13 protein-coding genes are annotated in these 12,006 nt (G+C 32.9%); all 13 read left to right on the top strand.

All coding sequences use genetic code 11. The features are described 5' to 3' along the window. Nucleotides 1-15: 15 nt before the first annotated feature. The 13 genes from ACQY63_RS09690 to ACQY63_RS09750 all read left to right on the top strand — a co-directional run bounded on the left by ACQY63_RS09690 (nucleotide 16) and on the right by ACQY63_RS09750 (nucleotide 11,908). Nucleotides 16-942: a CAP domain-containing protein gene (locus tag ACQY63_RS09690; protein ID WP_428245119.1), complete on the top strand. Its 927-nt coding sequence runs from the start codon at nucleotides 16-18 to the stop codon at nucleotides 940-942. Nucleotides 943-1,178: 236 nt separating this feature from the next. Then, nucleotides 1,179-5,483: a SpaA isopeptide-forming pilin-related protein gene (locus tag ACQY63_RS09695; protein WP_428245120.1), complete on the top strand. Its 4,305-nt coding sequence runs from the start codon at nucleotides 1,179-1,181 to the stop codon at nucleotides 5,481-5,483. Further along, on the top strand, nucleotides 5,467-6,177 hold the full coding sequence (locus ACQY63_RS09700) for a class B sortase (RefSeq protein ID WP_412189818.1): 711 nt from the start codon (nucleotides 5,467-5,469) through the stop codon (nucleotides 6,175-6,177). Before ACQY63_RS09695 ends, ACQY63_RS09700 begins: the two co-directional genes overlap by 17 nt. A 106-nt stretch (nucleotides 6,178-6,283) precedes the next feature. Continuing rightward, nucleotides 6,284-6,754 carry a helix-turn-helix domain-containing protein gene (locus tag ACQY63_RS09705; RefSeq protein ID WP_215715505.1) on the top strand — a complete coding sequence of 157 codons (471 nt, stop codon included), beginning with the start codon at nucleotides 6,284-6,286 and terminating at the stop codon, nucleotides 6,752-6,754. 88 nt (nucleotides 6,755-6,842) lie between these two features. Beyond that, nucleotides 6,843-7,757: an HD domain-containing protein gene (locus ACQY63_RS09710; RefSeq protein WP_428245121.1), complete on the top strand. Its 915-nt coding sequence runs from the start codon at nucleotides 6,843-6,845 to the stop codon at nucleotides 7,755-7,757. 157 nt (nucleotides 7,758-7,914) lie between these two features. Continuing rightward, the gene (locus tag ACQY63_RS09715) at nucleotides 7,915-8,247 is read left to right on the top strand and encodes an inorganic pyrophosphatase (protein WP_301956127.1); all 333 of its coding nucleotides are present in this window, start codon (nucleotides 7,915-7,917) and stop codon (nucleotides 8,245-8,247) included. After that, nucleotides 8,232-8,441: a hypothetical protein gene (locus ACQY63_RS09720; protein ID WP_412636793.1), complete on the top strand. Its 210-nt coding sequence runs from the start codon at nucleotides 8,232-8,234 to the stop codon at nucleotides 8,439-8,441. Before ACQY63_RS09715 ends, ACQY63_RS09720 begins: the two co-directional genes overlap by 16 nt. Next, nucleotides 8,401-8,892 (top strand): NUDIX hydrolase, encoded by a 492-nt coding sequence (locus ACQY63_RS09725; RefSeq protein ID WP_428245122.1) that lies wholly within the window; start codon nucleotides 8,401-8,403, stop codon nucleotides 8,890-8,892. Before ACQY63_RS09720 ends, ACQY63_RS09725 begins: the two co-directional genes overlap by 41 nt. Nucleotides 8,893-8,961: 69 nt before the next feature. Beyond that, nucleotides 8,962-9,378, top strand: coding sequence for a GNAT family N-acetyltransferase (locus ACQY63_RS09730; protein WP_428245123.1), 417 nt, complete (start codon nucleotides 8,962-8,964; stop codon nucleotides 9,376-9,378). 29 nt (nucleotides 9,379-9,407) lie between these two features. Continuing rightward, entirely contained in the window at nucleotides 9,408-10,283 is an 876-nt protein-coding gene (locus tag ACQY63_RS09735; protein WP_117814307.1) for an NAD-dependent epimerase/dehydratase family protein, read from the top strand. A 35-nt stretch (nucleotides 10,284-10,318) separates the two neighbouring features. Continuing rightward, nucleotides 10,319-10,798 (top strand): dihydrofolate reductase, encoded by a 480-nt coding sequence (locus tag ACQY63_RS09740; protein ID WP_117814305.1) that lies wholly within the window; start codon nucleotides 10,319-10,321, stop codon nucleotides 10,796-10,798. Between the two features lie 52 nt (nucleotides 10,799-10,850). Beyond that, nucleotides 10,851-11,315: a hypothetical protein gene (locus tag ACQY63_RS09745; RefSeq protein WP_301956126.1), complete on the top strand. Its 465-nt coding sequence runs from the start codon at nucleotides 10,851-10,853 to the stop codon at nucleotides 11,313-11,315. Next, a complete protein-coding gene (locus tag ACQY63_RS09750) occupies nucleotides 11,309-11,908 on the top strand; it encodes an AAA family ATPase (RefSeq protein WP_296963549.1) in 600 nt (199 codons plus the stop codon). The genes ACQY63_RS09745 and ACQY63_RS09750 overlap by 7 nt, the downstream gene beginning before the upstream one ends. The last annotated feature ends 98 nt before the right edge of the window (nucleotides 11,909-12,006 follow it).

A 12,006-nucleotide genomic window follows, 5' to 3' on the forward strand; every position in this document is an offset into this window, starting at 1 on the left:
TGGGAGGTTTGCTAAATGATAAAAAAATTAAAAAGAACGCTGATAGTTGTGGGAATGTTTGTATTGATGATGGGAATTGGCACAAATATTCAGGTAAAGGCTGATACTTTGGGACAAGTAAAATCAATAAAAACAAAAACTAATTATAAGTATTATAAAGGCATAGTTAGTGCCAAGGATATGAGAAAAAAGAAAACTAAATACAAATATGGAATTAAAGCTTCATGGAAAAAGGTGAAGAATGCAAATGGATATGAGATATATGTTTACGGTGTTGCATCAAAGAAGTGGAGAAAAATTAAGGATACAAAAAAGACAAGTTATGTATTTACCAATTTATTAGAAAAGGACAAATTTAAATTTAAAGTACGGGCTTATAGAAAAATAAATGGAGAAAAAGTTTACGGTAACTGGTCAAAAAAGAGAACAATAAAAACAAATTCAGCACTTTATAAAATAAATAACAACTATAAATTGCCGGGAAAATATTATGATAGATATGCTGCAGAACAGGCTTTTGTATTGCAGAATGAATATAGAAAAAGTGCTGGAAAACAAAGTATCGTTTGGTCGGATGTTTTATATGAAATATGTAAGGCAAGGGCAAAAGAACTTGTTAAAGATTTTAGCCATAATAAATTTATAAGTACATCAACAGAACTATTAGAAAAAAAGTATGGATTAAAAGATGATGGAATATCTTACGAGGGAGACGATGGTTATATACATTATCATATGTATGCAAATGCTGAAAATATTGCAATGGGATATTACACATATAAGTCTGCTATGGAAGGATGGAAAAGTAGTCCGGGACATTATAGAAACCTCATAGACGAAGAACATAGAGCAGGTGCCATTGCTTGCTATAAACAAGGTGGAAAAACATATTGGGTAGCAATATTTGGTGGAGTGGATTTAGATAAGGAAATAAAAAAGTAATTAAAAATAACTTTGCGACATAATGTCGTGAAGTTATTTTTTGCTTTTACACTCCTGCTGAAATATAAATTTAATTTTAACAGTATGACTTTTAGGTAAAGTAGATAATCAATGTTAAAATATGATTGTCAGTAACCGGGAATGACAAAAAACAAATTAATAGATTAACGCCAAGATGAGCTCATTATATGTGAGTTTTAGTCTTGGCGTTTTTTATTTTATCAGGAGGAAAGTAAATGTTAGGTAAATTAAAAAGAATTACAGCAACAATATTAGCAATAGCAACATTGGTAACATCAATTCCTATAAGTAATGTTGCAGCAGCAGGCAATGGAGAGAAGAAGCAGGCAGGTATAGTAACTCTTGGAAAACTTGGAACAGTAAATATCGGATCAAAGAGTGAAAGTGGAACATGGGTAAAAACATTAGTGGATGGAAATGATGTGTTTTGCTTAGATTTAGGAAAGGCATGTCATACTGGATACACCTATATTGCATCCAACAGTACAATATCAAGTGATAGTTCTAATAAGAAAAATGCTTTGGAGGCTAAAATAGGATATTGGTATGATCAAACAAAAACGCGTTCAAACAAGGCATGGGTGTATGCACAGTGTCTTATATGGGCTGTTGAAGAAGGAATTACAAGTGAAACTGGATTAAAGGATATCATTAAACAAGTTAAAAACAATACAGGATATTATGCAAATGATAGCCTATATGCTGATATTTTTGAAGGCACAAGTGTAGTTAAGTGTACAATTACAAAATGGAAATACAGCGGAAAGACTGATAGCGATGAAGTTCAGGAACTAATGGAAATTGTAGGAAACAAAAAAGAATACAAGTATACACCTATTAGTAAAAAAGACTATTACCGTCAGAGAATTACATTACAAAAGTGTGATGAAGATGGAAAAGAACTTCCACAGGTTACTTTTAGATTTACAACAAAGAATATAAAGCAGTTGTATTCTTATCAGTACAATGGTTGGGGAGATTCTGTTAAGGAAGATGTAGATGATGATGCTAACAAATTTAGTCAGGAAGTAAAAGCAGATTCTAAAGGAAAAATCGTATTTCGTTTTACGTACGAACTAAATTCTAAGAGTTATTATTATGTAGCAGATGAAGAGTTAAAGGATATGTCATCAAGTGATAAAAAACAAATTAAGGACGAATTAGACGATAAGGGATATGATTATGCATCAGATTTGTCAAAAGCAGGAGCAGAAAAGTTAATAAAGAATGACATCAATGACCAGATGGATGATATCTCAAACAATTATGTAATTGAAGAAATCTCATCAGGTAACAACAACATTCTTACATCATTTGTTGTTGAGTCTGGTTCAAACAAGATTACAAGCCAGTCATCAAACAAGGTTACAGTAACACTTACAAAGTCTGATTCATGGAAGAAGAACAGTGATGGAAAGTGGCCCGAGACTGCAGAAGAGTCATACAGTAATTACAAGCTTGCATACAAGCCTGTTCTTAAGGACAAATACAAGAAAGTAAAAATGACTGTGTGGAAAAAGGATTCTGAAACAGGCAGTACACCACAGGGAGATGCAACATTGGAAGGCGCAGTGTATGGAGTATATTCAGATGTAGCATGCACAAAACTTGTAAAGTTATACAAGACCAATGCCAAGGGTACATTTGAAACAGACTATTACAGATGTGGTGTAAACATGTACTTAAAGGAAATTACACCGCCTGAAGGCTACCTTAAAAATGACAAGGTATACACAATCACAAAGGATGGTCAGCAGTTTACCAACGAATACAATTCGGCAGAAACACAGGTTGATGACGACGTGGTAAAAGGTGACGTATCAATTATTAAGGGAATGGGAAATGGTCTTGCAGGTATTGTTGCACCTGAAAACAAGGCACAGTTTCAGATTTACCTTGCAAGTGCAGGTTCATATGACAAGGCAAAGGCAACAGAAAGAGACATTCTTACAACAGATTTAACAGGTTATGCAAAGTCAAAGAAGATGCCATATGGAACATATGTGGTTCATCAGACTGTTGGAGCTGCAAACACTGAAAAGTGTCCTGACTTTTACGTGAATGTGAAGGAAAACGGAAAGACATACAAGTATCTTTTAAACAATCCGGAATTCAACGCATATCTAAAAATTGTAAAGAAGGATTCAAAAACAAATCAGACAGTTTTAAAGGCTGGAACAACATACCAGATTTATAAGGTAAATGAGGATGGCAGTGAAACTCTTGTTACACAGACATACAGCAATGGAAATGCAATTGAGGTTGTGGACAGATTTGTAACAGATGAAACAGGAGAAATCATTACTTACGAAAAGTTAAAAGCCGGTACATACAAGGTTTATGAAATTGAAGGTCCGGAAGGATACAGGGTAAACAGACAGCCGGTGATGGTTGAGATTAACAGTAACTCATACAAGACAATGGTAGACAAACTTGGTAAGGAATATCTGTATGCAGAATGTGAGTATTATAATGATGTGACTTATGGAAAATTTACAATAAATAAAATTGGTCCTGAATTATGCAAGAAGGAAGATGAAAATGATTCTGCAGATGAAAATACGGATGGTATAGCAAAGACAGATTTAGTAAATAAAAATGGTAGTGAGGGTGAAACAACCGGAAATGATAACAATAAGTCAAATGACACTGTTGTAAATCCATTTAACTACAAGGACACATTGCTAAACGGCGTTGTATTTGAACTTACTGCAAGAGAAGACATCATGTCACAGGATAATCAGGGAACAGTATTGTTTAAGAAGGATTCAGTTGTTGCAAAAATTACAACAGGTGAAAAGGCAGAGTTTACAAACGATTGTAATGGTATCTGTAATTTTGTGTTAAACGATGACGGAACAATCACACTTAATGTCCCACTTGGAGAATACACTTTAAAGGAAGTAAAGACAAAGTATGGTTATGTTCTTCCAGAACAGTCATTCTGTGACTTAAGTTTTAAGTGGAATAACAAGGATGATGAGTATGTGTTTGACATTTCTGAAAACTCAAAGGATGGAAAGATTGACATACACAATGACATGGTAAAGACAGACATTACACTTGAAAAGCATGATTCAAAGACAAATGAGCCTGTTGAAAATGCAAGATTTGGATTTTATTCAAGGGACAACATTTACGATAAGAATGGGAATGTGATTGTTGCTGCAGGTGAAAAGATTGCAACAGTAACAACTGACAAGGAAGGAAAGGCGAAAATCCCATTCGATGTACCTGTAATGGATGAAGGTTATGGAAAGACGGAAGGCAACTTAAATTCAGGAGATTACTATTTCCTTGAAGAAAGTGTTAGCGACAGTTATTACATTAACAGGGAAAAACATCAGGTACATCTTGAATACAAGGATCAGGAAACCGCAGTTGTATCAGCCAAGGCAGTAGTTAAGGAAGACCAGACTGAAACAGTAATCAGTAAAAAAATGATTGCATCATCAGTTGAGATTAAGGACTGCCATTTAAAAATCAGTGATGAAAATGGTAATGAAATCGTAAGCTGGATAACAGGTGAAATTTCATCAGTTAAGTTAAATGAAAAGATTGATGAGATGGGATATGATAACGTTCGTGTAGAAAACGGTGACGGTTATGCAGTTAAGATATACGGATTGCTTCATGACAGGGAATACACATTAACAGAAACAAAGCCGGCAGACGGTTTTGCAACTGCAAATGACATTACATTTAAACTTGTGGAAAGTGATGATGAAAATGCAAAGACAAAAGTACTTGTTAAGAATGGAGACAGTTTCACGGAGAATGTTGACAATCAGGTGATAATGTATGATGACACAACAAAGATTGAATTTTCAAAGACAGACATTACCAACGGAAAGGAACTTCCGGGATGCCACATGCAGGTAACTGAAAAGGATACAGGAAAGGTAATGGATGAATGGGTTTCATCAAGACAAAGTCATGTGATTGAAGGAAAGTATGCCGTGGGAAAAACTTATATTTTAACAGAAACAAAACCAAGAGACGGATACGCAACAGCAACAAGTATTGAGTTTGCAGTAGCAGACAATGGAGATATCCAGAAAGTAAATATGGTTGATGACACCATCAAGGTTGAATTCAACAAGATTGCATCAGACACAAAAAAACAGCTTGGTGGTGCAAAGTACAAGGTATACGACAGCAAGGGCAAGAAGGTATATGAGTTTACAACCGGAAAGAAAGCTGAATTCATAGAAGGAATGTTTAAGGCAGGAGAAACTTATAAATTCAAGGAAGTGGATGCACCAGAACATTACAAGGTTGCAAAGGATAAGAAAATAAAAATTAAGGATACGGGAAAGGTTCAGAAACTTACAGTTACGGATGAAAGAATCCCTGTGGTACCTGACACACCACAGACAGGCATTAATGGAAGGACTGCAGGAATGGCAGTTTCAGTTATTTCATTATTACTTGCACTTGGATGTTTTGCATGCGTAAGAGCAAAGGACAAGTCAAAATACAATTTCAAAAAGGAGAAGGACGATGAAGAGGATAATTAAAATATCTCTGATACTTCTTTTAGTGGGGATGGCTGTGATTGCAGCTGTCCCTTTTTTAAAGGAAAAAAGAGCAAAGAGAAAGTATGAGAATGATTTTAAGAAGATATGGGAGAGCGTGACAGAAAAGAAGTCTGATGTAAATGGTCTTGTAAAGAAAAACAAGGACTGCATAGGATATGTGGAAATACCGGGAACAACCATAAATTACCCTGTTATGCAGACAAAGGATAATCCAGATTTTTATTTAAATCATGATTTTAACAGGAATTACAGTTTTTATGGAACACCTTATTTAAGTGCATACTGTGATGTGAAAAAATCAGACAGCCTGATTATTTACGGACATAACATAAACGGAGGAAAAATGTTTGGAGCATTGGAACAGTATAAGAATAAAGAGTTTTTTTACAAGCACAAGAAGATATATTTTACAACGGATAAAAAGAGGGAGTATGAAGTGTTTGCAGTGATGAGTGTTAACATACATGAGTTTGAATACTGGAAATTTGTAATGGCAAGGAATAAGGAAGAGCATGATGAGTTCATTGACAAGGTAGAGGAGCATAGTTTGTGGAGACAGGGGAATAAACCTAAGTATGGGGAGCAGATGCTGATGTTGTCTACTTGTGATAATGGGAAAGGGGATGATTGGAGAATTGTGGTTATAGGAAAAAGAAATATGGCATTATGGTAATAGGGATGTTTAGTAATAATAGAATTTATATTATAATAAAAGTACGCTCGTCTGCGTACAATGATAATAAAAAAATATGCTATAATTATTTTGGAGGTACGAATTATTGAAAGAATTTGCAAACAACTTAAAGAAACTTAGAAAAGAAAGAAATATGAGCCAAGTCCAGTTAGCTAATATATCTGGCATTTCAGTTAAAACAATACAGAATTATGAACAAGATAGAAATGGTATGGCCCCTACACTTCCCAATCTTATGATGTTGGCAGATATTTTCAGTGTTACGCCTAGCTATTTATATTATGGAGGAGATAAAGAGATGTATATGGATGATTTATTATTTGAACTTGCACAGTTGTCTACTGAATCAATAAAAGAGATTCATGACAGTGAAGCAAGCGGGGGTAGTTTACCAAAACTATCTATTTCTAACGCTATTATCAATAAAATTACATATAAATGGAATAAAGATGTAGTTTTACCTAAAAGAGGATTTTATAAATCTTATGTAGAGCAAACTATTATAAGATATGCACAAAACCGGAAGTTTTGGAAAGAAAAATTTGAATTAATTTAAGCCATATATTTAGAGCAACATTGGAAAAGCAAATATCCATTCAAGATGATATTTTTATTATATCATTTAATTACAAGAGGTAAGACATATGGATAGGAAAACAATAATAGCAGAAAGTCTTAACTATATCGAGAACAACATAAAGAATAAAATAACCATTGAGGAAATAGCTGGTAATATAGGTTATACGAAATTTTATTTTTCAAGACTATTTAAACAAGAAATGAAAGTTTCTGTTATGGAATATGTCAGGGAAAGGAAAATGATATATGCAACCAGAGAAATATTAAATGGAACCAAAATTCTCGATGTGGCAATTGAATATGGTTGGGAATCGCACGGTGGATTTATTAAAGCTTTCAAAAGTTATTATGGTTTTTCACCTTCACTCTTGTATGCAATGAAATTAGAAATAATGCATTTTGGAGGTGGAGATATGAACAATTGTAACTTTTATAAAATAATGGATGGACATTTATCAAAAGAAGAACTGTTCAAAGTATTGCACGAAAAAATAATAGAACATGGATATGATAATCAAAAACTAAATAATATTTATAATTTCTGTCAGAGTATATATGGAGACAGAAAAAGATACTCGGGTGATGATTATGTAACGCATTTATTAAATGTATCTTTGTTGCTAGTGCAAATGGAAGCGGAAGAAAGTGTCATTTATGCAGGAATGTTTTGCGATGTTTTTAGAAAAACTAATGTAGCAATTGATGAGTTAAAGGAAAATTTGCCTGATAGCGTGGTGAAGATTTTAATAAGATTAAAGGACTACGATATTGAAAAAGTAGGTCTTGAAGATGAACAATGTGCTGTTATAAAGATTGCAGAACGACTTCATAATATGAGAACTATAGAGTATATGGAAGAACGTGAGAAGCAGAAAAGGGCAAAAGAAACAATAGCAATATTTATGCCTATTGTAAAGAAATTGCAAGATGACAAATTAATAAGTGAGTTAAATGAGATTTCGATAAATTGTTTAAAATAGGAATTATATGCAAGTCGGTTTTGTGAATTCAAAACCGGCTTTTTCTTTCAATAGCTAAATGTATATGATAATATTATAAAAGAATAAGAGCTGTGAATCTAAAAATAAGCAGAATTGCATAGTATTTGCAATATCGAATACTATTTGGAGAAATAATATGTTAGGAAAGATTGTAAAAGTTACGGTTGATAGACCAATGGGGACATATCACCCAAAGCATAAAGATATTTATTATCCGATAAATTATGGATATATCGAAGGCATAATGGCATCTGATGGAGAAGAACAAGATGCTTATATATTGGGTGTAAATAAACCGGTTGAAGAATTTACAGGGGAAGTAATTGCGATAATTCATAGGTTAAATGATGTTGAAGATAAATGGGTTGTGGCACCAGAAGATGAACTATATTCTAAAGAACAGATAGAAGAACAGGTACAGTTTCAGGAGAAATATTTTGAGTATGAAATAGAATGTGCGGAAGAGTAATTCGTAAAGGAAATTTGGACAGATTATATCATGAAATATATCTGTCTGATGCAAGAAAGGTTGTCCCGGAAAAATGGAAAACGGTTATTAGACATCCTATGAAAAAAGATTTAGATAAATTACATATAGTCATTAAATTAGAGGAGAAAGAATATGCAGAATATGCAAGATTGTGGATTTACAAGAGAAAATAAATGGTTTAGATATCGTGCAGCAGCAATAATAATTGAAGAAGATTGTGTGTTATTTGCAAGAAATGAAATAGACGATTATTATTACTCAATTGGTGGTGGAGTTCATGTTGGAGAAACATCTGAGCAGGCAGTAAAAAGAGAAGTGCTTGAGGAAACAGGTGTAGAATATGAAATCGACCGTCTTGCAGTTATTCACGAAAATTTCTTCAATGAAAATCAGGGAACTTTAAAAGGAATGGATTGCCATGAAATATCAATGTACTATTTGATGAAGCCTAGAGGAACAAAACAGCTTAATAGTGATAGTTATAGCCAGGGAGTAAGGGAAACAATGCATTGGATACCAATAAAAGATTTAGATAAATACAAAGCGTTTCCATCTTTTCTAAAGGAATATTTTAGTAAGGAACATTCAGGAATTGAGCATATAATTACGGATGAAAGAAAATAATATATTTTCAGAAATTTTCAGAAATCAATAGGCATTAGTACAGAAAAAGATTTCTTACAGTTAGCTCATATGAGATGGGAACATAAAAAAGAAGATGATGCTATATATGGGGAGGATAATATCAAAGGAATAGAGAGTGATGAATTTATAAAAGAATATATAAATTTCTTAAAAACAGAGAGCGTATATAAAATATTTGTAATGGAAAAGAACAAACAAATAATTGCAACAATGTTTGTAACAATGATTAGAAAAGTTCCAAAACCCAATAAAAAAGAATCGTATATAGCATATTTGACAAATGTATACACTTTAAAAGAGTACAGAAATCAGCGAGTAGGAACAGAAATGTTATCTTACATAAAAAATTACCTGAAACAAAACAGATGTGAAAATATAATTGTGTGGCCAAGCGATAAAGCTATTGAATGGTATGTAAGAAATGAGTTTAAATCGGAAAATGAAATTTTAGAATGTGAATTATAGTATGGTTGTATAAGTCAGGGAGAAAGAAAATGAACATATTAGTAATAGGTGGAACAAGGTATTTTGGAATACATATGGTTAATAAACTTTTAGAGCAAGGTTATAATATAACAATAGCAACAAGGGGGAAAACACCTGATTCATACGGGGACAGAGTAAAGCGCATCATCATTGAAAGAACAAATGAAGAGAGTATGCGAAAGGTATTACAGGGAAAATATTTTGATGTGGTTATTGATAAGATTGCATATTGCTCGGATGATATCAGGTATGTTATGGATTATGTTGATTGTGATAAATACATATATATGTCTAGTACATCAGTTTATAATCCAAAACATATGAATACTGTAGAATCAGATTTTAATGGATACTCTAATGATTTTGTGTGGTGTAACAGATTTGAATTTCCATATGAGGAGATAAAGAGACAGGCAGAGTATGCATTATGGCAAAAATATTCAGATAAAAAATGGATTGCTGTCAGATATCCGTTTGCAATAGGAAAAGATGATTATACGAAAAGACTTCTATTTTATGTAGAGCATATGATGAAATCAGAGCCTATGTACATAGATAATATAGATTATCAAATGAGTTATATCCGTTCGGATGAAGCAGGAGAGTTTATCGCATATTTGGTAGATAAAGATATTGATGGTGCAATTAATGGAAGTTCTATAGGAACTATTTCACTTCGGGAGATAATTGATTATGTGGAAGAAAATACAGGAAAGCATGCGATTTTAAGTGATGATGGAGAAGCTGCACCCTATAATGGGGAACCTGAATATAGCATAAATACGGAAAAAGCAGAGAAGATAGGATATCATTTTTCTAATTTAAAAGAGTGGATATATCAATTATTGGATTATTACATTGAAAAGGTAAACATGGGAAATTAGTCTCGTAAAAACTTTTATATAAGGAGAAAATTTATATGATAGGTTTAATAGTAGCCCGTTCAAAAAATAATGTTATTGGAAAAAATGGAAAAATTCCGTGGAAAATAAAGGGAGAACAAAAACAATTCAAGGAACTTACAACAGGAAATGTTGTAATAATGGGACGAAATTCATACGATGAAATTGGTCGCCCGCTTCCAAATAGAGAAACGATAGTTATTTCGAATACTAAAAAATATATAGGTGAAAATCTTCATACAGCATCTAGTGTAAAAGAGGCTATAGAATTTGCAAAAGGAAAAGATGTATATATAGCCGGTGGTTATGGAGTATACAAAGAAGCCATACCACTAGTGGACGTAATGTACATTACTGAGATTAATATAAATGTAGAGCAAGGGGATGTCTTTTTCCCAGAATTTGATGACAATAATTTTAATATATCTATTGTAGAAACATCTGAAAATAATGAACAGTTTATAAGAAAAATTTATAGAAGAAAGAATAAGCAATAGTAACTTCCAGTTTTATTAACGATAATAAGGAATTAGACGGGTAAATTTTAAAATGTTAGAAGAGATGGAAAATATTAAATATGGAAATTTAGAAACTGCAATGGAATATTGTAAGAGAAATCGAACAGAGGAATGGATACAACAATTCCTTCGTTGTGATGGACATAATGTTGCGTTAGCAGATGGATTGTTAATAGAAGAACGATTCTATACAGGAATAGTTCAGTTTGATATTACTTTATTACATAATATTAAAGAAGGCGCTCCAGAGTATTTAAGTAAAAAAGATGATATGGATTATTTTTTTAGTATAGTTGATGAGATGGTCGAGTCTACAGCTTATTGGAATCCACCACCACTTATTATTGAGTTTAGAAGTGACAATGGTTTTTATGTATGCGATGGAAGACATCGATTGGAAATGTTTAGACAAAAGAATGTAAAAGTTATTCCGGCAATTGTGTGGACAACAGGAAAAGATGATTATGAGAAATTAAAGGAGATTATAAAATGTTAGAAATTTGTTCTAAGTGTGGAAATCATGAATGGGATAAGGAGGTTGATGGAAATACAATAAAATGTCCCAAATGTGGTTATAAATGGAAATTTGAAAAGCTACCCATATATTTTTTGACTGGTTGTAGTGGAGTTGGAAAAACAACCACAGCAATTGAATTACAAAAATTAACAGATGAATATGTTATTTTGGATGTAGATTGGCTGCGTAATGTTGCCTGGCCACAAAATGATGAAGAAGAAAATAATTTGATAGAGCAGATTTTTTATTTGACAAAGGATATTTCTCAAAGTAAAAAAGCAGTAGTATGGACAATGGCTGGTGGCTTAGATAGGCTTTCTCGCGCTTATGGAAAAAGATTTTTTTCGGAAATAAAAGTTTTAGCACTTACGGCAGAATCAGAAACTATTAGAAAGAGAATGACTGAAGGAAGAGGTATAGATGATGCCGGTTGGATTCAGAGTTCAGTAGATTATAATAATTATTTCAGAACCCATGATATTCTGGATGATACAAAGTATGACACGTTAGATTGTACTAATGGAACTCCTGCAGAAATTGCACGGAAAGTCCTTGAATGGTTAAGAAAGTAGTCGCTGAAGATGTAAATTTTATCGCTGAAAAGAAATCAATAAAATCCAAATTTCAGGGACGTAAAAGTCGGAATTTGTAGAAGGGTGCATGTTACAAA

The sequence above is a fragment of the Eubacterium sp. Marseille-QA0814 genome (assembly GCF_965119675.1).
In the GTDB taxonomy this organism is placed as follows: domain Bacteria; phylum Bacillota; class Clostridia; order Lachnospirales; family Lachnospiraceae; genus Eubacterium_G.

What these genes read in the sequence shown, in the direction of transcription:
- ACQY63_RS09690 (WP_428245119.1), top strand. Translation starts at nt 16, where the DNA reads ATGATAAAAAAATTAAAAAGAACGCTGATAGTTGTGGGAATGTTTGTA.
- ACQY63_RS09695 (WP_428245120.1), top strand. Translation starts at nt 1,179, where the DNA reads ATGTTAGGTAAATTAAAAAGAATTACAGCAACAATATTAGCAATAGCA.
- ACQY63_RS09700 (WP_412189818.1), top strand. Translation starts at nt 5,467, where the DNA reads ATGAAGAGGATAATTAAAATATCTCTGATACTTCTTTTAGTGGGGATG.
- ACQY63_RS09710 (WP_428245121.1), top strand. Translation starts at nt 6,843, where the DNA reads ATGGATAGGAAAACAATAATAGCAGAAAGTCTTAACTATATCGAGAAC.
- ACQY63_RS09715 (WP_301956127.1), top strand. Translation starts at nt 7,915, where the DNA reads ATGTTAGGAAAGATTGTAAAAGTTACGGTTGATAGACCAATGGGGACA.
- ACQY63_RS09720 (WP_412636793.1), top strand. Translation starts at nt 8,232, where the DNA reads ATGTGCGGAAGAGTAATTCGTAAAGGAAATTTGGACAGATTATATCAT.
- ACQY63_RS09725 (WP_428245122.1), top strand. Translation starts at nt 8,401, where the DNA reads ATGCAGAATATGCAAGATTGTGGATTTACAAGAGAAAATAAATGGTTT.
- ACQY63_RS09730 (WP_428245123.1), top strand. Translation starts at nt 8,962, where the DNA reads ATGAGATGGGAACATAAAAAAGAAGATGATGCTATATATGGGGAGGAT.
- ACQY63_RS09735 (WP_117814307.1), top strand. Translation starts at nt 9,408, where the DNA reads ATGAACATATTAGTAATAGGTGGAACAAGGTATTTTGGAATACATATG.
- ACQY63_RS09740 (WP_117814305.1), top strand. Translation starts at nt 10,319, where the DNA reads ATGATAGGTTTAATAGTAGCCCGTTCAAAAAATAATGTTATTGGAAAA.
- ACQY63_RS09745 (WP_301956126.1), top strand. Translation starts at nt 10,851, where the DNA reads ATGTTAGAAGAGATGGAAAATATTAAATATGGAAATTTAGAAACTGCA.
- ACQY63_RS09750 (WP_296963549.1), top strand. Translation starts at nt 11,309, where the DNA reads ATGTTAGAAATTTGTTCTAAGTGTGGAAATCATGAATGGGATAAGGAG.